Genomic DNA, 20604 nt, shown 5'->3' with positions numbered 1-20604 from the left:
CCACGCGCCCGGCCCCGTGGACCGGGCCACCGCCGAGGTGGAGCACTCCAAGGTGACGTTCGCCGACGTGGCGGGCATGGACGCGGTCAAGGAGGCACTGCGGCTCAAGCTGCTGCTCCCGCTCCAGCAGCCGGAGATGTTCGCCGCGTTCGGCAAGCGCGCGGGCGGCGGCGTGCTGCTCTACGGCCCTCCCGGAGCGGGCAAGACCCACCTCGCCAGGGCCGCCGCAGGGGAGCTCGGCGCGTCGTTCGTCAACGTGGGCCTGGCCGACATCCTCGACATGTACATCGGCTCCAGCGAGCGCAACCTGCGGGCCACGTTCGACCTGGCCCGCCGCCACCGGCCGTGCGTGCTCTTCTTCGACGAAGTCGACGCGCTGGCCGCCCGCCGCTCCGACATGCGCCAGGCGCACACGCGCCAGCTGGTCAACCAGTTCCTGGCCGAGCTCGACGGCGTGGACGAGCACGCCAACGAGGGCGTCCTCGTCCTGGCGGCCACGAACGCCCCCTGGTACGTGGACGCGGCCTTCCGCCGACCGGGCCGCTTCGACCAGCCCGTGCTCGTACCGCCGCCGGACGCCACGGCCCGCGCGGCCATCCTGCGCATCCTGTGCCGCGACAAGCCCCTGGCCGAGATGGACTACGACGCGGTCGCCAAGGTCACCGACCACTTCGTGGGCGCCGACCTCAAAGGGCTGGTCGACCGGGCGGTGGAGGCCAAGCTGCAGCAGTCGATCAGCGCCGGCCGTCCCATCCCGCTGTCCACGCAGGACCTGCTGGCCGCCGCGCGGACCATCCGCCCCACGGCGGTGCACGAGTGGATGGCCACGGCGCGCAACTACGTGATGCACGCCAACGACTCCGGCGCGTGGGACGAGCTGCTGCCCTGGGTCAAAGGCAAACGGTGACGACCGCGGACGACCCTCTGGACCGGGCGCGGACGCTGCTCCAGCTGCGCAGGCCCGCCGACGCCGAGCGCGAGCTCCGCGGCGTGCTCGCACAGCAACCGCAGTACGCCACCGCGCACGCCTTTCTGGCCCTCGCCCTGGTGCTGCAGGGCAACGCGGCCGAGGCCGTCGAGGAGTCCGACGAGGCGGTACGCCTCGCGCCCGACCACTGGTCCACCCACTACGTGGCCGCGCAGGTGCACCACCGCGCCCGCCGCCCCGCCGCCGCGCTGGCCGCCGCCACCACCGCGCTGCGGCTCAATCCCGAGCACCCGCCGATCTGGGAGCAGCTCGCCCGGACCCACCTGCTGGCCGGTCAGTGGCGCGAGGCGGCCGAGGCGGCGCGGCGCGGCCTGGCCATCGACCCGGAGGACTGCGACCTGGCGAGCCTGCTGGCGGTGGCCTGCACCGTGCTCGAGGACGCGCAGCAGGCCAGGGCCGCCGCCGCGGACGCCGTACGGCTGGATCCGGAGAGCGCCACCGCGCACCTCGCCTACGGCCGCGCGGAGCTGGCCTTCGGCGACCCCCGGCAGGCCGCGCAGGCCTTCCGCGAGGTGCTGCGCCTGGATCCCGGCTACGGCCAGGCCCGGGACCTGCTGGTGACGGCGCTGAAGCAGCGCAACCCCCTGTACCGGTGGCTGTCGAAGGTGCGCGGCAGGTTCCGTGGCGGGTGGCGGCTGCTGTTCCTGCTGCCCGCGATCCCGCCGGTCATCCTGGTCTTCGTCGTCGTGGCGCTGCTGCACTGGGCGGCCTGGGTGGCCGAGGCGGTCACGACGCTGCGGCTGGCCCGCGGAAGGACCACCCAGCTGCTCTTCGAGGCCGTCGAGTCCCGTATGGCGGTGCTCTGCTGCGGCCTGGTGGCCGTGGGCGCGGTAGGGCTGGGCCTCGGGATCGGGTTCGGCAGCGAGCCGCTCGGCACGGCGGGCGCCGGAGTCATGGCCCTGGTCACCCCCGCGCAGGAGGCCGCGCACACCGGTTCGGAGCGCCGCCGCCTGATCCTCTACGCCTGGGCGGTCCTGCTCGCCGTGGCCATCGTCGTGTCGGCGGTCTTCGCCGTGGTGGGCGTGGCGCTGCTCAGCCTGTACGCCTGCCTGGCCACGGTCTGGGTGGCGGCCGGCGTGCGTGGCAGGCCCGAGCTCCTCTGACTAGAGGAGGGTCCCGCCGGACACCTCGAACGCGGCCAGCGCCTTGCCGATCGCGTCGAGCGTGTCCGGGTGCAGGGTGAGGTCGGCCGCCGCCAGGTTCTCCTCGATGTGGGAGGGGGTGCGACTGCCCGGGATGGTCACCACGTGCTCGTCCTGGTGCAGCAGCCAGGCCAGGGCCAGCTGGGCGGGGGTGATGCCGAGCTGCGCGGCCATGGCCCTGATCGGGGTGCAGCGGTCGTTGTTGCTCGCCAGGTTGCCCGCGTCGAAGCGCGGGGCGTTGTGGCGGAAGTCGCCCTCGCCGAGCGACTGGACCGTGCCCGTCAGGAAGCCGCTGCCGAGGGGGCTCCACGCCACGATGCCCACGCCGAGCTCACGTGTGGTGGCCAGGAGGTCCGGGTCCACGTGCCGCCACATCGACCACTCGTTCTGCACGGCCGCGACCGGGTGGACGGCGTGCGCGGCACGCAGTTGGGCGGCCGTCACGTTGGACAGTCCGACATGCCTGATCAGCCCGTCGCGCACCAGGCCGGCCATCGCGCCGACGGTCTCCTCGATCGGCACGCCGGGGTCGGGGTAGTGCGCGTAGTAGAGGTCGATCACGTCCGTGCCGAGGTTGCGCAGGCTGCGCTCGGCGTAGCGGCGTACCAGGCGGGGCTCGGCGTTCGCCCGGAGCTCGTTGAAGGCGTAGCAGCCCGCCCTGTCCAAGCAGATCAGAGTGCTGGAGCGGCAGCTCGGGTTCGGGTTGTTCGAGCGGGTGCCCAGCGGGATGGCGCTGACCGGACAGGGCGAGGCGCTGCTGCCGGTCGCCCGCGACCTGCTCGGACGGTGGGCCGCCGGCATGGAGGAGGCGCGCGCCGCGGCGCGGGCGGGGACGCTGGTGGTCGGCATGCAGACAGCCGTGGGCAGAGGGCTGCAGCAGGCGGCCCTGCGCCGCTTCCGCGAGCGGCTGCCGGGCTGGGAGGTCTCGCTGCGGCTGGTCGGATGGGGCGACCCCAGCGGCGGCCTGGCCGACGGGAGCTCCGACGTGGCGTTCATCTGGCTGCCGGTGCCGCCGGGGGTGCGGACGTACGTGGTGGCCACGGAAAGGCGTGGGGTGTCCATGCCGGCCGATCATCGGCTCGCCGGGCTGGTGGAGGTGCCGTTTCCGGCCCTGCGCGACGAGCCGTTCATCGCGCTGCCCGCGGTGGCGGGACCGCTGCGCGACTTCTGGCTCGGGCTCGACGCGCGCGACGACGAGCCGGTCATAGGGGTCACCGCCTACACGGCCGAGGAGGTGTTCGAGGCCGTGACGAGCGGGCTCGGCGTGGTGCTCGTGGCCGAGGCAACGCCGAGCTCTACAGCAGGCCGGGGCTGGCCTACCGGCCGGTCACGGGGCTGCCTCCAGGCGAACTCGCCATCGCGTGGCGAGAAGGCGACAGGAGACCGCAAGTCGTGGCATTCATCGACGCACTACGACAAGTCGCTACTAAGGTCTGACGCGACAGCGGATCCCGGCAGAAGGGCGACCCATGAGCGACTACGCGACCACCTTCGAACTGATCGACGCCGACAAGGACGGCAAGATCTCCGCGGCCGAGCTCGTACGGCTGATGGAGGTGCTCGGCCGGCCGGTGACGCTGGAGGCCGCGCAGGCCGGTGTGCGGCAGCTCGACAAGGACGGCGACGGCCTGATCGACGTGGAGGAGTTCGGCGCCTTCCTCCGGAAGTGATAACAAACAAGCTCTTGCTACACAACTCTTGTCGCCTGGGTCACAATGGGGGGCAGGAGGGACCATGGTCATCAAGAGTGACAGCAGCGAAAGCCGTACCACCGCGGACGTCGCGAAAGCCCTCAGGCCGGGGATCGGGCGGGTCTCCGACGAGGTGATCGAGGAGATCCAGACCCGTATCCCCGAATACGCCAGGCCGTCGGACGAGCTCTACATCAAAGTCATCAGGATCGCGGTCGAGCAGGCGGTCGAGGGTTTCCTCGACCGCGTCGAGGACCCTGACGCCCCGTGGGACCGCGAGCCGTTCCGCATGATCGGCAGGGGCGAGGCGGCCGAGGGCCGCAACCTGGAGCCGCTGCAGGCGGCGATGCGGCTCGGCGCCAGAGTGGGCTGGCGGCGGCTGACGGAGCTCGCCGGCCCGTGCGGGTTGTCCCCGCAGAACCTGTACGACCTGGGCGAGGCCATCTTCGTCCACCTCGACCAGCTCGCCGACGCGGCGGCCGAGGGCTTCGCCGAGGCCAGGGCGCACGCCGCCGGCGAGACCGAGCGCCGCCGCACCCGCCTGCTCGACCTCCTGCTCAGCAGCCCGCCCGCCAGCGCCGAGGCCATCGCCGACCTGGCCAGAGCCGCGGGGTGGCGGCTGCCCAGGACGGTGGCCTGCGTGGCGCTCGACGACGGGCTCGGGCCCTGCTCCGCACTCGCGTTCCCCTCCGACGTGCTCAGCGCCATGGATCGGCCGCAGCCGTGCCTGCTGGCGCCCGACCCCAACGGCCCCGGTCAGGCCAGGATGCTCGACCAGGCACTGCGCGGGCGCCGGGCCGCCATCGGGCCCGCCGTGCCCCTGACGGCCGCCGCGACGTCGCTGCGGTGGGCCAGGGAGGCGCTCGACCTGTCGCGCCGCGGCGTCCTGCCGGACGGGCTCGTACGGTGCGCCGACCACATGGCCACGCTGGTGGTCTTCAAGGACGAGGAACTCGTCAGCGCGCTGGCCGAGGTGCGGCTGGCGCCCCTGACCCACCTGCGGCCCACCCAGCAGGACCGGCTGGCGGAAACCCTGCTGGCCTGGTTGCGGCACGGCAGGGGCGCCGGCGAGGTGGCCGCCCGGCTGCACGTGCACCCGCAGACCGTGCGCTACCGGCTGCGCCAGCTCGAAGAGCTCTATGGCGACCAGCTCGCCGACCCCGACATCCGCTTCGAGCTGGAGATCGCCCTCAGGGCCAGGCAGGCCGTCAGAGCCTGACCAGTGCACGTTCTTTCTCGACGGGGTACCAGGTGTCGCCGACGGGCTCCCCGGCCATGTTCCGGCTCCACGAGACGGTCGGCGTGGTGCTTGTAGCATGACCATAAAGGCGTATAAGAGGGGGATTTTCGTGCCGACACCGGTGATTCTGGACTGCGATCCGGGGCACGACGACGTCTTCGCGATCTGGCTGGCCGCCGGGCACCCGGAGATCGACCTGCGTGCCATCACCACCGTAGGCGGCAACGGGCGGCTCGACCAGACCACGTACAACGCCAGGGTCGCGGCCCACGTCGCCGGGATCGCCGGGGTGCCCATCTCGCCCGGCGCCGCCGGACCCCTCATACGCCGGTTGTCGACGGCCGGCTCCATCCACGGGGAGAACGCGCTCGGCGGGCCCGAACTGCCCGTGCCGTCCGTGGCGGCGGATCCGCGCGGCGCGATCGACCTCATCAGGGACACGCTCGACACAGCGGACCAGCAGGTGACGATCGTCGCGACCGGCCCGCTGACGAACATCGCGCTGTTCGCCCGCACCTACCCGGACAGGCTCTCCCGCGTACGCGAGATCGTCTGGATGGGCGGGTCGACGGGCAGGGGCAACGTGACGCCGTACGCCGAGTTCAACTCCTGGGTGGACCCCGAGGCCGCGGCCATCGTGCTCGATGCGGGCCCGCCGTTCACCATGATCGGGCTCAACGTCACCCACCAGGCCCTCGTCACCCACGACGTGCTCGCCCGCGTCGACGCCATCGGCAACAGCACGGCTGCGTTCGGCGTGGAACTGCTCAACTTCTTCAACTCGACGTACGAAACCGACCAGGGCATGCCCGACGCCCCGCTGCACGACCCGGTGGCGGTGGCGCTGGTCGCCGCGCCCGGCGTGGTGACCACGGCGCGCACCAGGCTCGACATCGAGCTGCACGGCACGGAGACGGCGGGCGCGACCAGCGTCGACCTGCTGAACACGCTGGGACGCGCGCCCAACGCCAGCGTCGGCACCGGGATCGACGCCGGGCGCTTCTGGGACATGATCGAGGACGCGATCCGCGCGTTGTCGTGACAGCGTGCCCGCCGGGGGTAGCGGGCACGGATGCGACTGACGTACACCTCGGACCTGTGGTGGAAGAACGCCGTGGTCTACTGCCTCGACGTCGAGACGTTCAGGGACGGCAACGGCGACGGCGTGGGCGACTTCCGCGGGCTGACGCAGCGGATCGACTATCTCGCCGGTCTGGGCGTGGCCTGCCTCTGGCTCATGCCGTTCTTCCCCACCCCCAACAGGGATGACGGGTACGACATCACCGACTTCTACCGCGTGGACCCGCGGCTGGGCACGCTGGGCGACTTCGTGGAGTTCATGCGCACCGCCCACGACCGGGGGCTGCGCGTGATCGCCGACCTGGTCGTCAACCACACCTCCGACCAGCACCCCTGGTTCAAGGAGTCGCGCTCGGGCCGGGACTCGCCCCTGCGCGACTGGTACGTCTGGTCCGACACCCCCGAGCCGGACGACCCCGGGCAGATCGTCTTCCCCGACAAGGAGGACAGCGTCTGGGAGTACGACGAGGGCTCGGGACAGTACTACCTGCACACCTTCTACCGGCACCAGCCGGACCTCAACATCGCGAACCCCGCCGTTCGGGACGAGATCATGCGGGTGCTCGGCTTCTGGATGGAGCTGGGGTTGTCGGGGTTCAGGGTGGACGCGGTGCCGTACCTCATCGAGAACGTCGACCCGGAGCTGGCGAACCCGCACGACTTCCTGGCGGACCTGCGCGCGTTCATGAACCGCCGCCAGGGCGGTTCGATCCTGCTCGGCGAGGTCAACCTCCCGTACGAGGACCTGATGAGCTATTTCGGCGAGGGGCTCGGCGACCAGGTCACCGTGTGCTTCGACTTCGTGGGCATGCAGCAGGCCTGGCTGTCGATGGCCCGCGGCGACGCCCGGCCGCTCGCCGCCGCCCTGCGCGAGCGCCCGAACCCGCCGAAGGACTGTCAGTGGGCCATGTTCCTGCGCAACCACGACGAGCTGACCCTCGACAAGCTCACCGAGGAGGAGCGCCAGGAGATCTTCGCGGCGTTCGGCCCCGACAAGGAGATGCAGATCTTCGGCCGCGGTCTGCGGCGGCGGCTGCCGGGCATGGTCGGGGGCGACCTGCGCAGGGTCAAGCTGGCCTACAGCCTGCTGTTCTCGCTGCCGGGCACGCCGGTGATCTTCTACGGCGAGGAGATCGGCATGGGGGAGGACCTCGCCCAGGAGGGCCGCATGGCGGTTCGCACGCCTATGCAGTGGGCGCCGGACGGCGGCTTCGGCTCCGCCGAGCCGGAGCGCGCGACCCCGGACGGCCCCTTCGCGCCGGAACGGGTCAACGTGGCCGCCCAGAGGCGGGACGCCGGCTCGTTACTGCGCTGGTTCCAACTGCTCATCGAGCGCTACCGCGAGTGCCCGGAGCTGGCGTGGGGCGAGTGCACCGTGCTCGACTCCCCTGAGCACGCGGTCCTCGCGCACCGATGCGAGGGCGGCGGGGCCACGATGGTGATGGCGCACAACCTCGGCGACACGGCCCGCGACGTGGAGCTGACGCTGCCGGGCCTGGAGGGCTTCCTGCTCACCGACCTGCTGGCGGACGGCACGCTGGAGGTCTCGGAGGAGGGCGTGGCTCGGGTCGCGCTCGGCCCGTACGGCTGCCGCTGGCTGCGGGCCTCCCCGCCGGGGGTGTCGCCGGAGAACGCCTCGGCGAACTTCGCGTGACCCGCCGGCGCGCCCGCGACGATCACAGGTAGGACGGCCCGGTGACCCGGTGCCGGAACGTCCACCACACCCAGGCCTGCGCCGCCACGAGCAGCGGCATCATGGTGAGCACGACCGGCACCAGCACCGTGCCCGCGCTTCCCGGGTCCAGCGGGAGCCGCAGCCCGGCCAGCGCCCCGACCGTCACCAGCGCCGCCGAGGTCAGCGCGTACGTGCGCCGCTCCCCGGCCCCGCCGGACAACACGGCCGCCCGCGCCCGCAGCTCGCCGCGCAGCCGCAGCGCCGCGAACGTCAGGCCGTGGGTACCGAACAGCACGGTCACCACCAGCGCGGGCAGCACGGCGAACGGCCCGGTGATGCCGAGCAGCACGTTCCCGAGCAGCAACCCCCAGCTCAGCGCCAGCCCCCAGCTGCCGGCCACGGTCGCGCCGTCCCAGAACGCCTGCCAGCGCGCCCCCGGCATCCGCCCACGCAGCCACAGGCCCATGTCGCGGACCACCCACGCCAGCAGCAGCACCACGACCACGCTGTGGTTCCCGGTGAGCAGCACGCTCTCCAGGTGGGGGAACAGCCCCGCGAGCACACCCGCCGTGGCGACCAGCCACACCTCGTTGCCCAGGAAGAACGGCGCGATCGAGGCGATCACCTCGCGCCGCTCCGCCGCCGACCTGCCCAGGTACGGCAGCGCCATGCCGACCCCGATGTCGGCGCCGGCCAGTACCAGGTAGCCCAGCGCGAAGAAGGCCAGGATGAAGATCTCCATGACGGCTCCTCAGAAGGTAGGGGCGGGAACGGGCGCCTCGATCGGGCGGTCGCCGAGCGACACGGCGCCGGGCCCGCGGCGGGCGTGCCGCGCCAGCAGCCAGGTGTTGACGGCGATGAGCACGGCGAACACCGTGAAGAAGGCGACCACGGAGAAGCGCATCTGCCCCGCCGACACCGGGGACATCGCATCCGACGTGGTCAGCAGCCCGTACACCGTCCACGGCTGGCGTCCGAACTCGCGGAAGGCCCAGCCGGCGAGCATGGCCACGAACGGGACGGGGATCATCAGCGTCGTCACCCAGTGCCAGAGCCTGAACTGGCGCACGACCGGCCGGAAGAGCATGAGCAGGCAGCTCGGCAGCAGGAAGTACATCATGAGCGCGAACAGCAGCAGCATCGTCGTGCCGCTCGCCTGCACCCAGCCCGCCGGCGGCAGGTAGTCGCCCGGCCCGTGCGCGGCCACCATCTCGGCCTGCGCCGCGGCGAGCTCTTCCGCGTCGCGCGACCAGGCCGCGGCCTTGGCCGGCTGCATCGTCTGGAACCCCAGCCCGCCGGACGTGGCGGTGGCGAACACGGCCGGCAGCGCCACCCCCATCCCGATCCGCAGCGACTTGCGGAAGACGTCCTGATCGGAGGTGCGCCTGCGCAGGTGGTACGCGCTCACCCCGGCCATGAAGAACCCGCCGACGACCATCCCGGCGGTGACGACGTGCCAGAACGCCACCTGCGCCGCCGGGTTGGCCACCATCGCCCCGAAGTCCGCCATCCGCATCCTGCCGCCCTCCAGCACGTGGCCCACGGGGTTCTGCAGGAAACCGTTCGCCACCATGATCCAGAAGGCCGACGCGTACGCGGTCAGTGTCACGATCCAGATCAGCGCCAGGTGCGCCCACCGGTTCAGCTTGTTCCAGCCGAAGATCCACAACCCCAGGAACGTCGACTCGATGAAGAACGCCATCAGCGTCTCGATCGCCAGCGCCGAGCCGAACACGTCGCCCGCGTAGTCCGTCAGCCCGCTCCACGACAGCCCGAGCTGGAACTCCATCACCAGGCCGGTGACGATGCCCATCGCGTAGTTGATGATGTAGAGCTGGCCCCAGAACCGCGTCATCCGCAGGTGCACGGGGCTGTTGCCGAACGTGGCCCGCGTCTGGACGACCGCCAGCAGGGTCGCCAGACCGAGCGTCAGCGCCACGAAGAGGAAGTGCGCGCCCGCCGTGATCGCGAACTGGAGGCGGGCGAGGTCGACGGTGTCCATGCTGAGAGGCTGCGCGTACGGCTTGCCCGGCGACGTCATGCTCCGGCGGACACCTGGCGTACATCCCGGGTCGCACGGACCCGCCGCACGTACCTCTCAGGACGTACGCGTTCTCGGCGTGCGGGCTGTTCCCGCGGGGGGCATCTTCCGCTGTTTCGGGGTGTGCGGGGTGCCTCCGCAGGTCAGGGCGTCAGCCAGCCCGGGGTGATCATGCCGGCTTCGTAGGCGATGATGACGAGCTGGGCCCTGTCGCGTACGGACAGCTTGGTCATGATGCGGCTGACGTGCGTCTTCGCCGTGGCGGGGCTGAGCACGAGCTGGGCCGCGATCTCGTCGTTGGACAAGCCGGCCGCCACCAGCGCCATGACCTCGCGCTCGCGTTCGGTGAGCGCGTTGAGCTCGGGACCCGGCTCCGGGCGCTTGACCCGGCCGGCGAACTCGGCGATCAGCCGCCGCGTGATGGACGGCGCGATCAGCGCGTCGCCCCTCGCCACGACCCGTACGGCGTGGATCAGCTCGGCGGGCTCGGTGTCCTTGACGAGGAAGCCGCTCGCCCCGGCCCGCAGCGCGCCGTAGACGTAGTCGTCCAGGTCGAACGTGGTCAGGATGATCACCTTGACGCCTTCGAGCCGGGGGTCGCGGGCGATCCGGCGGGTGGCCTCCAGGCCGTCGAGCTCGGGCATGCGGATGTCCATGAGGACCACGTCGGGCCTGAGTTCACGGGCGCTCTGGACGGCCGCGGTGCCGTTGGGAGCCTCGCCCACGACCTCGACGTCGTCCTCGTCGCTGAGTATCGACCGGAACCCGGCGCGGACCAGGGTCTGGTCGTCGGCGAGCAGTACGCGGATCATCGCACTCCCTTCAGCGGCAGCCGGGCGGTGACGCGGAATCCGCCTTCGGGGCGTGGCCCGGCCTCCAGAATGCCGCCCAGCAGGGCCGCGCGCTCGCGCATGCCCGTCAGGCCGAAGCCGCTGCCGCCCTCGTAGGTGGCGCCCGGCCCTTCATCCTCCACGCAGATCTCGATATTTCCGGACCTGTTGCTGATCTTCAATGTTGCCTCGTTCGTGCCTGAATGGCGGGATACGTTCGTCAGAGCCTCCCTGACGATGCGGGCGGCGGCCAAGTCGACCTCGGTCGGCACCGCGTCGAGCGGCCCGGACAGCTCGATGCCTACCTTCAGCCCGGACGCCTCGACCAGCTCGTCCACCCGCGCCAGGCTGTCGGCCGGCGCGGTCGGCGCGTCCTCGTCGACCTGGCGCAGCACGCCCAGGGTGGTGCGCAGCTCGCGCAGCGTCTCCTTGCTGGTGTCCTTGATCGTACGCAGCGCCGTCTCGGCGTCCTCGGGTCGTTTCCTCAGCCCGTGCAGCGCCGCCGCGGCCTGCACGTTGATCATGGATATGTTGTGGCCGAGCACGTCGTGCAGCTCTCTGGCGATGCGCAGCCGTTCCTCTCCCGCGCGCCGCCTGGCCTCCTCGTCCTTGCTGCGCAGGGCGTCGAGCGCGTGCCGCCGCACCTCCATGAGGTAGGCGCGGCGGTTGCGGGTGACGCCGCCGAACGCGATGGCCGCGACCACCCATCCGGTGATCATCAGGAACGCGCTGTCGTCCACGTGCCTGATCCCGCCCGTCTCGCCGAGCCCCATGCCGAGCAGCGCCGCCGCCCCCGTGACGATGGCCGCGGTGAGGTGTCCCTTGTCGGCGGCGGTGTAGAGGGCGAACAGCGGCAGCGCGATGAGCGGCCCGTCGACCGTCGCCCACGGATAGTAGGCGCCCGTCGCCGCGACCACGATGACCAGCGCCGCGACGGGACAACGCTCGCGCAGCAGCACCCCGCCCGCGGCGATGACCGGCAGCACGACGTCGAGGGCGTTGATCGGGCCGGAGGCGCGCAGCAGCAGGGTGAGGGTCACTCCCGCCAGCACCGCGGCGATCATGACGAGCGACACGAGCGTGTCCTTCGACGGCCTGCGCATGGCCCCCATTCTGTACGCCGCGGTCAGGGCCGGGTAATCGCCGCCGTCCCTGTGGGTAGAGCCGGTGGATGAGCATTGAGGACGAGCTCCGGCAGGTCGAAGAGGACCTGGCCCGGTTGCGCGCCGAGAACCAGGACATCCGCGACCAGATCCGCGACATGGGCGCGACCGACCAGGTGGAGATCTCCGCCATGATCAGTCAGGCGGACGAGCAGACCGAGCTGATCGCCGAGCTCGAACGCCGCCGCGACCGCCTGCGCCAGCGGCTGGAGGAGGGCGCGAACTGAGGGGGCGCCCGCTGGCGGGCGCCCCGCCGGTCATCGGAGCGAGGCCCCGACCTCGTGCAGGTGCCGCAGCGCCTGCCCGTACGACGCCACGAGTCCGGTCTGCAGGTAGTCCACGCCGATCTCCGCGCAGTACGCCTGCACGATGGGCTGCGCCCTGCGCAGGTTGGGCGCCGGCATGTTCGGGAACAGATGGTGCTCGATCTGGTAGTTGAGCTGGCCGAGCGCCACGTCGGTCAACCAGCCGCCCTTGACGTTGCGCGAGGTCAGCACCTGCTTGCGAAGGAAATCGAGTTTGTCCTCCTTCGTCAGCACGGGCATGCCCTTGTGGTTGGGAGCGAACGAGAGCCCCAGGTAGATGCCGAACAAGCCCTGGTGCACGACGAGGAACACCAGCGCCTTGCCGAGCGGCAGGACGGTGAAGACCAGGCCGAAATAGAGCGCGAAGTGCACGACGATCAGGCTCAGCTCGGTCGTACGCCGCTTGGCGCCCGGCTTGAGCAGCGCCTTGACGCTGGCCACGTGCAGGTGCCAGGCCTCCAGGGTGAGCAGTGGGAAGAACCACCACGCCTGGCGCTTGGCGATGAAACGGGGAATCCCGCGGCTCTTGGCCACCTGGTCCTCCGACCAGACGATCACGGCGGGGGACACGTCGGGATCGTGGTCCTCATGGTTGGGGTTGGCGTGGTGCCGGTTGTGCTTGCTGGTCCACCACCCCCAGCCGAGCCCGATGCCGAAGTTGCCGATCAGCAGCCCCGCGACGTCACTGGGCCGCCGCTTCCTGAAGACCTGCCGGTGCCCGAGGTCATGGGCGAGAAAGCCGAGCTGCGCGAAGACCACGGCCATCGCGGCCGCGACGAGAAGCTGCAGCCAGGAGTCGCCCACCCAGGCGAACAGCGCCCAGCAGCCGAGATAGATCACGGCCGCGATGCTCATCCTGACGGCGTAGTAAACGGGACGCCGGTCGAGGAGACCGGCGTCCATGATGCGATGAGAAAGCCGGGCGAAATCGCTGCCCCGAGTGTCGAGCGTGCCAGGACTGACCACAGGTCTCCTTACCTCGCGGTGCAAGTTGCCTAAACCATCGCGCATCCGTCGCCAAACCGGAAGCATGACGTCCGCAGTACGCTGGCGGGGTGATCTACGCCACGACCCCGCTGACCCCCGCGGCGCGCGAAGTCGTGGCCCTGACCTGGGGCGTCACGGGTTCGGCCGAGCGGATGCACGGCGGCGAGGAGTCCGGCCTGTACGGCGGTCCGCCCCTCGGCGTCGCCGGGCTCGACGACCCGCAGCTCGACCGCCGGCTGGCCGGCTTCCACGCCCGGCACCCGCTGCGCCACCCCCTGCACGCACAAGGCCGTCCGCTCCCGGTCGAGCACGACCAGGACGGCCTCGACCACCACCACGCCAGGGTCGAGCTGTTCCACCTGCTGCGCTCCTGACAGCGACCGGCACCGAGTTCAGCGAAGCTCCTCTGCCAGGGCGACGACGATGCCCTCGGGGCCGCGGAGGTAGCAGAGCCGGTAGACGTCCTCGTACTGGACCACCTCGCCGACGAGTTGGGCGCCGCGGGCGGACACGCGGGCGACGACGTCGTCGATGTCGTCGACCGCGAACATGATGCGGCGAATGCCCAGCGTGTTCACCGGGGCGTCCTCCGGCACCCCGCCGACCGCCTTCGGCATGAGGTATTTCGCCAGCTCGACCCGCCCGTGGCCGTCCGGCGTCCGCATCATCGCCACCTCGACCCGCTGGTCGTCGAGTCCGACGCAACGCGCCGCCCAGCTCCCCTCGACCAGGGCCTTGCCCTCCAGTTCCATGCCGAGTTCCACGAAGAACGCGATGACGGCGTCGAGGTCCTCGACCATGATGCCGATGTTGTCCATCCGCCTGATGGTCATGGTGGTTCTCCTTCTCCTCCGCGCGGCCGGTCGTGGCCGCCGATGTACCTGGGACGGAGCCGCCGCCACGTTCTCGACATCACGAGGGTGCCCAGTTCCGGTGGCCGATGCGGGTCGGCCGCCATTCCAGGGCCGGCTAGGAGAACACCTTGGCCTTGAGCGAGGGGAACCGCTGGACCAGGCGCAGGAAGGTCTTGAACCCCATGCGCGCCACCCGGCTGTCGCCGATGAACTGTTCGGAGGCGCGCAGTGAGTCGCGTACGGCGGCGAAGCCGTACTCGCGCATGCGCGACTCGTAGCGGGCGATGGCCGCGACCGGGTCGCCCCCGCCCGTGAGTGCACGCGCGAGCTCACCGCAGAGCAGGCGGGCGTCGCGGAGGGCGGTGTTCGCGCCGATGCCGCGCATCGGGGTCATGCTGTGGATGGCGTCGCCGATGAGGGTGATGGTGGAGGCCGGCCACGGGTCGATCGGGATCGAGGTGCGGATCGGCAGCAGGGTGACGGTGCCGGCGTCGGTCATGTCGACCAGCCTGCGCAGGTCGGGGTGCCAGGAGCTGATCATGCCGGCCACGGCGCCCTTGAGCTGCCGGCCTGACATTCCCGAAATATCCGTCGGGAAGCGGGCGGCGGTCGCGCCGAACGCCCACAGGATGTAGCTGCTGGTGTTGTCCATCAGCGCACCCTCGTGCTCCGTCGCCCCGATCCCGCCGTACGTCACGGCCTCGCCCAGGTCGTGCGGAGCCGTGAACATGCCCATGCCCCTGGGCGGGATGACGGTGTTCGGCCCGTCGGCCAGCCGCGGGGTCAGGAGCTTCCTGGTCGCGTCGGTGAGCGGGAACTTGCCCGCGACCGTGGTGATCCCGGTGTCCACCCGCCTGGCGTGCGGCAGGTGCTGCTCACGGACCCGCGAGGCGCCGCCGTCCGCGGCGACCACGATGTCCGCGTCCTCGCTGGTGCCGTCGGCGAAGAAGAGCCGGATCCGCCCGTCAGGCAGCCTCTCGTACCGCTCGTACGTCTTCCCGAACCGTACGACGTCCTCCAGTCCGGACAGCAGCACCTGCCTGAGCGTGATGCGGCTGACCGAGTGGTGGTCGTCGGCGGGGTCGCCGGCCCTGGGCGTTTCGAGCAGCGTGAGCAGGTCCAGCCGCTCGGTGAGGAAGCCGAAGTCCTGTTCGCCCCGTCCTGTCGTGGCCAGGAAGGCCTCCCACAGGTGGGAGGGCAGGCAGTCGTGCAGCGCGCGGGCGCCGTGCGGGTCGATGTGCACGCGGTAGCCCTGGAGCCGGTCGGCGGGGGTGCGGTCCCGCTCGTGAACGGTCACGTCGAGACCGGCTTTGCGCAGCCCCTGGGCCAGGCAGAGCCCGCCGATCCCGCCACCGATGATCGCAATGTGAGGTGTCATGAGAGCGATAATCATCCAGTTGGCTGAATCTGTCAACCAAACGGATGGATGATAACCTGCCGAACCATGAGACGAGCACCGGAGGACAAGCAGCGCGACCCCGAGCGCACGAAGGCCCGCATCCTTCAGGCGGCGCTGCAGCAGTTCGCCGCGAAGGGGTTCGCGGGGGCGCGGGTCAGCGAGATCGCCGCCAGCGCCGGCGTCAACAAGCAGTTGATCTCGTACTATTTCGGCGGCAAAGAGGGTCTCTATCAGGCGCTGAACGCACGATGGCACGTGGAGGAGAGCACCTTCGCGGATCCCTCGTCCGAGCTCGCCGAACTCGTCGCCGACTACGTACGGGCCAACTCCTCCCGCCGCGACTACGGCAGGCTGATGCTCTGGCAGGGGCTCACGGACGACGGTCCGCCAGACCCGGCGTTCGTGGCCGACGTCCGCCGCGACCTCGAACATCTGCGCCGTCGCCAGCAGGACGGCGAGTTCCCCGCCGACCTCGACCCCGGCGCCGTCCTGGTGGCGCTGTTCTCCATGGCCGCGGCCGGCATCTCCTTCCCCCAGCTCATCCGCGCCGTCTGGGACGACGACCCGGCCTCGCCGGAGTTCGCCGAGCGTTACGCGCGGGAGATCCAGAAATTGCTCGGCCATCTGCGCACCGCGCCCGTCCCGTGAGATCACGCGGCGGGCGCGGGCGGTGGATCGATGCCCTCCTCACATGCTCGCAGGGCGGTTCGAGCCGGGATGAGGTCAGGGACAGTGGACGACCATTCCTGCGTAGGACAGGTTGCCTCCGAAACCGAACAGCAACATCGGCGCCCCGCGCCGCACCTCACCCTGTTCGAGCAGCTTCGACAGGGCCAGCGGCACGCTCGCGGCCGAGGTGTTGCCCGACTCCACCACGTCACGGGCGATGATCGCGTTCACCGCGCCAAGCTTCTTGGCGATGGGCTCGATGATGCGCAGGTTCGCCTGGTGCAGGACCACGGCGGCCAGCTCCTCCGGGGACACGCCGCCGCGATCGCACGCCTGCCGCGCGATCGCGGGGAGCTGGGTGGTGGCCCAGCGGTAGACGCTCTGGCCGTCCTGGGAGAAGCGGGTCGGCGTGCCCTCGATGCGTACGGCCCTGCCGAGCTCCGGCACCGAACCCCACACGACAGGCCCGATCTCCGCCTCGGGAGCGGCGCTGACCACGGCCGCGCCGGCGCCGTCGCCCGTCAGCACGCAGGTGGTCCTGTCGGTCCAGTCGGTGACCTCGGTCATCTTGTCCGCGCCCACGACCAGGGCGTTCGTCGCGGCGCCCGCGCGGATCGTGTGGTCGGCCACGGCCAGGGCGTGCGTGAAGCCCGAACACGAGACGCCGACGTCCATCAGGGCGGGGGAGGGAACGCCGAGCGCGGCGGCGACCCGGGAGGCGACGTTGGGGGCGCGCTCGGTCTGCGTACAGGTGGCGACCAGGAGGAGGTCGATGTCGGACGCGCCGAGCCCGCTGCCGGCCAGTGCCTTCGCGGCGGCGTGGGAGGCCAGGTCGGCCACGCTCTCGTCGGGGCCTGCGACGTGTCTGGTGCGGATCCCGACCCGCTGGGTGATCCACTCGTCGTCGGTATCCACCATGGTCGCCAAGTCCTCATTTGTCAGGATTTTTGCAGGTTGGTAGTGACCTGTGGCGACGAGTCGTGATCCATTCATGGGGCGGACTATAGCCTCCGGCCCACCGCGAACCCGCAGGGCCACCCCACCACCCGCCGGCCAGTGCGAGGTGCACGGAAGCGGACGGGCTGAGCGACGGGGCAGCGGGCATCGCGGCCGGTGTCCCCGTTCGACCCCGGGCCTCGGATGGTGGATGTGCGGGCCGCTAGTCCGCCGACAACCGGTCGAAGAGGTCGAGCGCCGCCGTACGCACCTCGGCCGGGGTGAGCCCGTCCAGCGTCTTCCTGGCGTCGGTGATGTCGCGGGTCGTGGCGAGCGTGATGGCCACGGACGAGGCGGCGGCGCGGTCGATCGATCCCGTCGGGGCGGCGTCGGCCAGCTGCTGGGCGCTCGCGGCGAGGTCGAGGTTGTCTTTCAACTGATCTCCTCGGGTGAAGACGGTTCGGGCCATTGCATCATTTGACATCGTGCAGCATCCACCATTCGGTGAATTCCCGGCACCGTCCGTCCGGCATGAACCGGATGACCCAGAGGTTGCTATAGGTTTTATCCGGATATGTCGTGACTCCTTTGATGACGCTCGCGTCGTCCGTCACGCACACCGGATGCCACTCGAACGTGGCCTCACCCGGCTTGTCCTGCCGCGCCAGCCACTCCGAGACGATCGCGTCGCGCCCCTGCCACGGCGAGCTGTACGGCTCGGCGTAGTAGACGGCGTTCTCGGTGAACAGCGCGGCGATGTCGTCGGGATCGTTGGAATTCCAGGCTCGTACGTAGCCCTCGATCCACGGGCGCGGCTGGACCATCTGCTATCCCCTCAACGGATCGTGACCCACGGACATCAGCTCGCGCCGCGACTCGTCGTCCGTCCTGTCGCCCAGCGTCTCGACGAGGTCGACGACCCGCCGCATCACATCGAGGTCGGCACTGGTCAGGTCGCCCTTGCGCTTGCTCAGGACGTGCAGCACGCCCCGGCCCAGCTCGTCGATGCCCAGATCGGGGTCGGGCGGGAAACCCTCCTCGTCGGAGGCGTCGGCGAGCAGATGCGAACGCAGCTCCTCGGAGTTCATGTTGACCGTCCGGTGGAACTCTTCCCACAACATCTCGGTGTCGAAACCCTCAGTCATGGGGCCCCGCCTACCCGCCGGCCCGCGCGTTACGCCCCCGGAACGGCCAGCCCCGACTCGTACGCCGCGATGACCGCCTGCACCCTGTCACGCAGCCCCAGCTTGGACAGCACGTTGCTGACGTGCGTCTTCACCGTGTGCTCGCTGACCACCATGGCCGCGGCGATCTCGGCGTTCGACAGGCCGCGGGCGATCAGCTCGAGCGTCTGCCGCTCCCTCGCGGTCAGCACGTCCAAACCCGTCACCCTTCTGGCCGCGGGCCGCGAGGTGAACTCGGAGATCAGCCGCGTGGTCACGGTCGGCGCGAGCAGCGACTCGCCCGCCGCCACCACGCGGACCGCGTGCACCAGGTCGTCGCGGCGCACGTCCTTCAGCAGGAACCCGCTCGCCCCCGCCCGCAGCGCGTCGAAGACGTAGTCGTCCACGTCGAACGTGGTGAGCATCAGCACCCGGCACCCGGTTTCCGCGCAGACGATTCTGGCGGCCTCGATGCCGTCCATCCTGGGCATGCGGATGTCGAGCAGGAGCACGTCGGGGGCGTGCTCGCGGACCGCTGTCACCGCCTCCACCCCGTCGCCCGCCTCGGCGACCACCTCGATGTCGGGCTGCCCGTCGAGGATCATCGCGAACCCGCCCCTGACCAGCTCCTGGTCGTCGGCGACGACCACGCGGACGGTCATGGGCGGGCCAGCGGCAGGCGTACGGACACCGCGAAGCCGTGGCCGTCGGTGCGCGGCCCGGCGGTGGCGGCGCCGCCGCAGGCGGCGGCGCGCTCGCGGATGCCGATCAGCCCGTCGCCGCCGGAGGGCAGCCCGCGCCCGCCGCCTCGCCCGTCGTCGGTGATGTCGATCATCAGGTCGTGGTCCTCCCAGGTGAGCCGGATGCCGGCGTGATCGGCCCCGGAGTGCTTGACGACGTTGGTGAGCGCTTCCTGCGTGATGCGGTAGGCGGCGACCGCGCAGTCGGGCGACACGGCCCGTGGCTCGCCCCGCACGTCGAAGGTCAGCCGCAGCCCGGTCTCCGCCACCTGCTCGGCCAGCGCGGGCAGATCGCCGATGGTGGGCTGCGGCGCGCGCGGGGACTCGCCCTCCTTGAGCACGCCGAGCATGCGGCGCAGCTGCACCATCGCATCGCGTCCCGCCTCGGCGATGGCGTCGAACGCGGCCTCCGCCCGCGCCGGATCGCTGCGCACCACCACGGGTCCGGCCTCGGCCTGGACCACCATCAGGCTGACCGCGTGGCCCAGGATGTCATGCATGTCGCGGGCGATCCTGTCACGTTCGCGTTGCGCGGCGCGCTCCGCCTCCATCTGACGCTCCTTCTCCAGCCGGACCGCGCGCTCCTCAAGAGCGGCCGCGTGGGCGCGGGAGGTGGCCGCCGCCCTGCCGATGGCGTACGCGGCGACCAGCAGCACCGTGCCGCGCAGCGCGGTCTCCCAGGAGCCGACCGTCAGCAGGCCGCCGGCCGCGGTCACTGCGAACGCGATGACTCTGGCCGCCAGCCGGCTGTAGGCGGCGACCGTGTAGAGCGCGACGAGGGCGCCGTACCAGATGGGCTGGTCGGCGACGTTGCCGGCGAGATCGTAGAGCGTGCTCACGCCCAGGCTGGCCAGCAGCACCACGATCGGCGCGCGTCGCCGCCACACCAGGGGGACCGAGGCGGCGACCGCGACCGCGTACCCCCACCAGTGCCACAGCCCCCCTTGCGGGCTCTCACGCGAGATCAGCGGCCAGAGCTGCACGATCGTGATCAGCGCAGCGAGCGCGGCGTCCACCCGGAGGTGGGGGAGCGCGTGGAACCTGCGCAGCGCCACGCTGATCAGCGTCGGATCGGACACGATGCCTCGTCCTTCCTCACGCATGGACGAGAGTGTGCCGGGCGGCGGAAGTGCTCCTCCTGGCCAGTGGCCAGAACGACACCAGCAGGAAGAACGCGCCGACGGACATCAGGTCCTTATCGATGAGGGGCAGCGCGAGGTCGACGGTCACCAGGGCAGGGGTCCACAACGTCACCTGCCTGCGGGCGGCCAGGTGGACGACGAGCGCGAGCTGGGCCACGTAGAACAGGAACGGCCCCACATCGTAGATGACCGGCTGCGCCCCCGGCACGGCCTGCACCTGCTCGAACAGCGGCCCCATGGCCGCGTGGTCGGCCGCCATGAAACCGATCGCGATGTCGATCACGAACTGCGTGGCCGCGCACGCGATGCCGGCGATCCCGACGGCCAACTGCGCGGTGGCGAGCTTGGTACGGCCGAGTATCCGCCACATATCCCGAAATATAACGATGAACAGTGCGAGGGCGGCGAGAAACGCTATATGCCCGATCGTCCAGGCCGGCCCAGGCCCCCGGCTCCCGTCGAACCCGTCGACGATGCGGATCGCTCCGTAGGCCAGCACGAGCAGCGGAGCGGTGACGTAAGCGGCGCGGACGATCATAGCGGGATCTTCTCGGGGTTG

At 71.0% G+C, this 20604-nt stretch carries 24 protein-coding genes and 1 pseudogene; 10 read left to right on the top strand and 15 right to left on the bottom strand.

The window, feature by feature from the left end:
- Positions 1-907, top strand: a 907-nt coding sequence (locus GUY59_RS09635; RefSeq protein WP_236666983.1) for an ATP-binding protein, incomplete at its 5' end; no start/stop codon positions are given.
- Positions 904-2091, top strand: coding sequence for a tetratricopeptide repeat protein (locus tag GUY59_RS09630; protein WP_161714470.1), 1188 nt, complete (start codon positions 904-906; stop codon positions 2089-2091). The genes GUY59_RS09635 and GUY59_RS09630, both read left to right, overlap by 4 nt.
- Here the strand turns inward: GUY59_RS09630 and GUY59_RS51315 are convergent, their stop codons facing one another.
- Positions 2092-2796, bottom strand: a complete 705-nt coding sequence (locus GUY59_RS51315) for an aldo/keto reductase (RefSeq protein ID WP_236666990.1) — start codon at positions 2794-2796, stop codon at positions 2092-2094.
- 10 nt (positions 2797-2806) lie between these two features.
- On the opposite strand from GUY59_RS51315, the pseudogene GUY59_RS51310 reads away from it, so the two are divergent.
- The 5 genes and pseudogenes from GUY59_RS51310 to GUY59_RS09600 form a co-directional block, all read left to right on the top strand.
- A pseudogene (locus GUY59_RS51310) lies at positions 2807-3355 on the top strand (LysR substrate-binding domain-containing protein); the annotation flags it as partial.
- A gap of 244 nt (positions 3356-3599) precedes the next feature.
- Complete coding sequence (locus GUY59_RS09615) at positions 3600-3800, top strand: EF-hand domain-containing protein (RefSeq protein ID WP_132339667.1); 201 nt, start codon at positions 3600-3602, stop codon at positions 3798-3800.
- Between the two features lie 64 nt (positions 3801-3864).
- Positions 3865-5040: a PucR family transcriptional regulator gene (locus GUY59_RS09610; protein WP_171055371.1), complete on the top strand. Its 1176-nt coding sequence runs from the start codon at positions 3865-3867 to the stop codon at positions 5038-5040.
- A gap of 130 nt (positions 5041-5170) precedes the next feature.
- On the top strand, positions 5171-6103 hold the full coding sequence (locus tag GUY59_RS09605) for a nucleoside hydrolase (RefSeq protein ID WP_138200763.1): 933 nt from the start codon (positions 5171-5173) through the stop codon (positions 6101-6103).
- A gap of 30 nt (positions 6104-6133) precedes the next feature.
- Positions 6134-7795, top strand: a complete 1662-nt coding sequence (locus GUY59_RS09600; protein WP_138200762.1) for an alpha-amylase family protein — start codon at positions 6134-6136, stop codon at positions 7793-7795.
- Positions 7796-7817: 22 nt separating this feature from the next.
- Here the strand turns inward: GUY59_RS09600 and GUY59_RS09595 are convergent, their stop codons facing one another.
- The 4 genes from GUY59_RS09595 to GUY59_RS09580 all read right to left on the bottom strand — a co-directional run bounded on the left by GUY59_RS09595 (position 7818) and on the right by GUY59_RS09580 (position 11790).
- Positions 7818-8558 carry a cytochrome d ubiquinol oxidase subunit II gene (locus GUY59_RS09595; RefSeq protein WP_138200761.1) on the bottom strand — a complete coding sequence of 247 codons (741 nt, stop codon included), beginning with the start codon at positions 8556-8558 and terminating at the stop codon, positions 7818-7820.
- Between the two features lie 9 nt (positions 8559-8567).
- Positions 8568-9818, bottom strand: a complete 1251-nt coding sequence (locus tag GUY59_RS09590; protein ID WP_138200760.1) for a cytochrome ubiquinol oxidase subunit I — start codon at positions 9816-9818, stop codon at positions 8568-8570.
- A gap of 182 nt (positions 9819-10000) precedes the next feature.
- Complete coding sequence (locus tag GUY59_RS09585; RefSeq protein WP_138200759.1) at positions 10001-10669, bottom strand: response regulator; 669 nt, start codon at positions 10667-10669, stop codon at positions 10001-10003.
- A complete protein-coding gene (locus GUY59_RS09580; protein ID WP_236666982.1) occupies positions 10666-11790 on the bottom strand; it encodes a sensor histidine kinase in 1125 nt (374 codons plus the stop codon). The genes GUY59_RS09585 and GUY59_RS09580 overlap by 4 nt, the downstream gene beginning before the upstream one ends.
- A gap of 68 nt (positions 11791-11858) precedes the next feature.
- Between GUY59_RS09580 and GUY59_RS09575 the strand changes: the two genes are divergently transcribed.
- Positions 11859-12077 (top strand): hypothetical protein, encoded by a 219-nt coding sequence (locus GUY59_RS09575; RefSeq protein WP_138200758.1) that lies wholly within the window; start codon positions 11859-11861, stop codon positions 12075-12077.
- Positions 12078-12107: 30 nt separating this feature from the next.
- On the opposite strand, the gene GUY59_RS09570 is transcribed toward GUY59_RS09575, so the two are convergent.
- Positions 12108-13058, bottom strand: coding sequence for a fatty acid desaturase family protein (locus tag GUY59_RS09570; RefSeq protein WP_236666981.1), 951 nt, complete (start codon positions 13056-13058; stop codon positions 12108-12110).
- A 152-nt stretch (positions 13059-13210) separates the two neighbouring features.
- On the opposite strand from GUY59_RS09570, the gene GUY59_RS09565 reads away from it, so the two are divergent.
- On the top strand, positions 13211-13516 hold the full coding sequence (locus GUY59_RS09565) for a hypothetical protein (protein ID WP_161714469.1): 306 nt from the start codon (positions 13211-13213) through the stop codon (positions 13514-13516).
- A gap of 18 nt (positions 13517-13534) precedes the next feature.
- On the opposite strand, the gene GUY59_RS09560 is transcribed toward GUY59_RS09565, so the two are convergent.
- Together GUY59_RS09560 and GUY59_RS09555 are read right to left on the bottom strand one after the other, a co-directional pair.
- Positions 13535-13975 (bottom strand): VOC family protein, encoded by a 441-nt coding sequence (locus GUY59_RS09560; protein WP_138200757.1) that lies wholly within the window; start codon positions 13973-13975, stop codon positions 13535-13537.
- Between the two features lie 136 nt (positions 13976-14111).
- Positions 14112-15374 (bottom strand): FAD-dependent oxidoreductase, encoded by a 1263-nt coding sequence (locus GUY59_RS09555; RefSeq protein ID WP_201760665.1) that lies wholly within the window; start codon positions 15372-15374, stop codon positions 14112-14114.
- A gap of 66 nt (positions 15375-15440) precedes the next feature.
- On the opposite strand from GUY59_RS09555, the gene GUY59_RS09550 reads away from it, so the two are divergent.
- The gene (locus GUY59_RS09550; RefSeq protein ID WP_201760664.1) at positions 15441-16043 is read left to right on the top strand and encodes a TetR family transcriptional regulator; all 603 of its coding nucleotides are present in this window, start codon (positions 15441-15443) and stop codon (positions 16041-16043) included.
- A gap of 75 nt (positions 16044-16118) precedes the next feature.
- Here GUY59_RS09550 and GUY59_RS09545 read toward each other — a convergent pair whose 3' ends face one another.
- From GUY59_RS09545 to GUY59_RS09515, 7 genes are all read right to left on the bottom strand, one after another.
- Complete coding sequence (locus tag GUY59_RS09545; protein ID WP_138200755.1) at positions 16119-17057, bottom strand: beta-ketoacyl-ACP synthase III; 939 nt, start codon at positions 17055-17057, stop codon at positions 16119-16121.
- Between the two features lie 166 nt (positions 17058-17223).
- Complete coding sequence (locus GUY59_RS09540; RefSeq protein ID WP_132339685.1) at positions 17224-17436, bottom strand: hypothetical protein; 213 nt, start codon at positions 17434-17436, stop codon at positions 17224-17226.
- A 37-nt stretch (positions 17437-17473) separates the two neighbouring features.
- A complete protein-coding gene (locus GUY59_RS09535; RefSeq protein WP_138200754.1) occupies positions 17474-17824 on the bottom strand; it encodes a nuclear transport factor 2 family protein in 351 nt (116 codons plus the stop codon).
- A gap of 3 nt (positions 17825-17827) precedes the next feature.
- Positions 17828-18145, bottom strand: coding sequence for a DUF3140 domain-containing protein (locus GUY59_RS09530; RefSeq protein ID WP_132339688.1), 318 nt, complete (start codon positions 18143-18145; stop codon positions 17828-17830).
- A gap of 29 nt (positions 18146-18174) precedes the next feature.
- Entirely contained in the window at positions 18175-18825 is a 651-nt protein-coding gene (locus tag GUY59_RS09525; RefSeq protein ID WP_138200753.1) for a response regulator, read from the bottom strand.
- Positions 18822-20006, bottom strand: coding sequence for a sensor histidine kinase (locus GUY59_RS09520; protein ID WP_138200752.1), 1185 nt, complete (start codon positions 20004-20006; stop codon positions 18822-18824). The genes GUY59_RS09525 and GUY59_RS09520 overlap by 4 nt, the downstream gene beginning before the upstream one ends.
- On the bottom strand, positions 19999-20583 hold the full coding sequence (locus tag GUY59_RS09515) for a hypothetical protein (protein ID WP_138200751.1): 585 nt from the start codon (positions 20581-20583) through the stop codon (positions 19999-20001). Before GUY59_RS09515 ends, GUY59_RS09520 begins: the two co-directional genes overlap by 8 nt.
- Positions 20584-20604 lie beyond the last annotated feature (21 nt).

The sequence above is a fragment of the Nonomuraea sp. K271 genome, assembly GCF_009908215.1.
Taxonomy (GTDB): Bacteria; Actinomycetota; Actinomycetes; order Streptosporangiales; family Streptosporangiaceae; genus Nonomuraea; species Nonomuraea longispora.
This window is presented reverse-complemented; position numbering and strand designations above follow the sequence as displayed.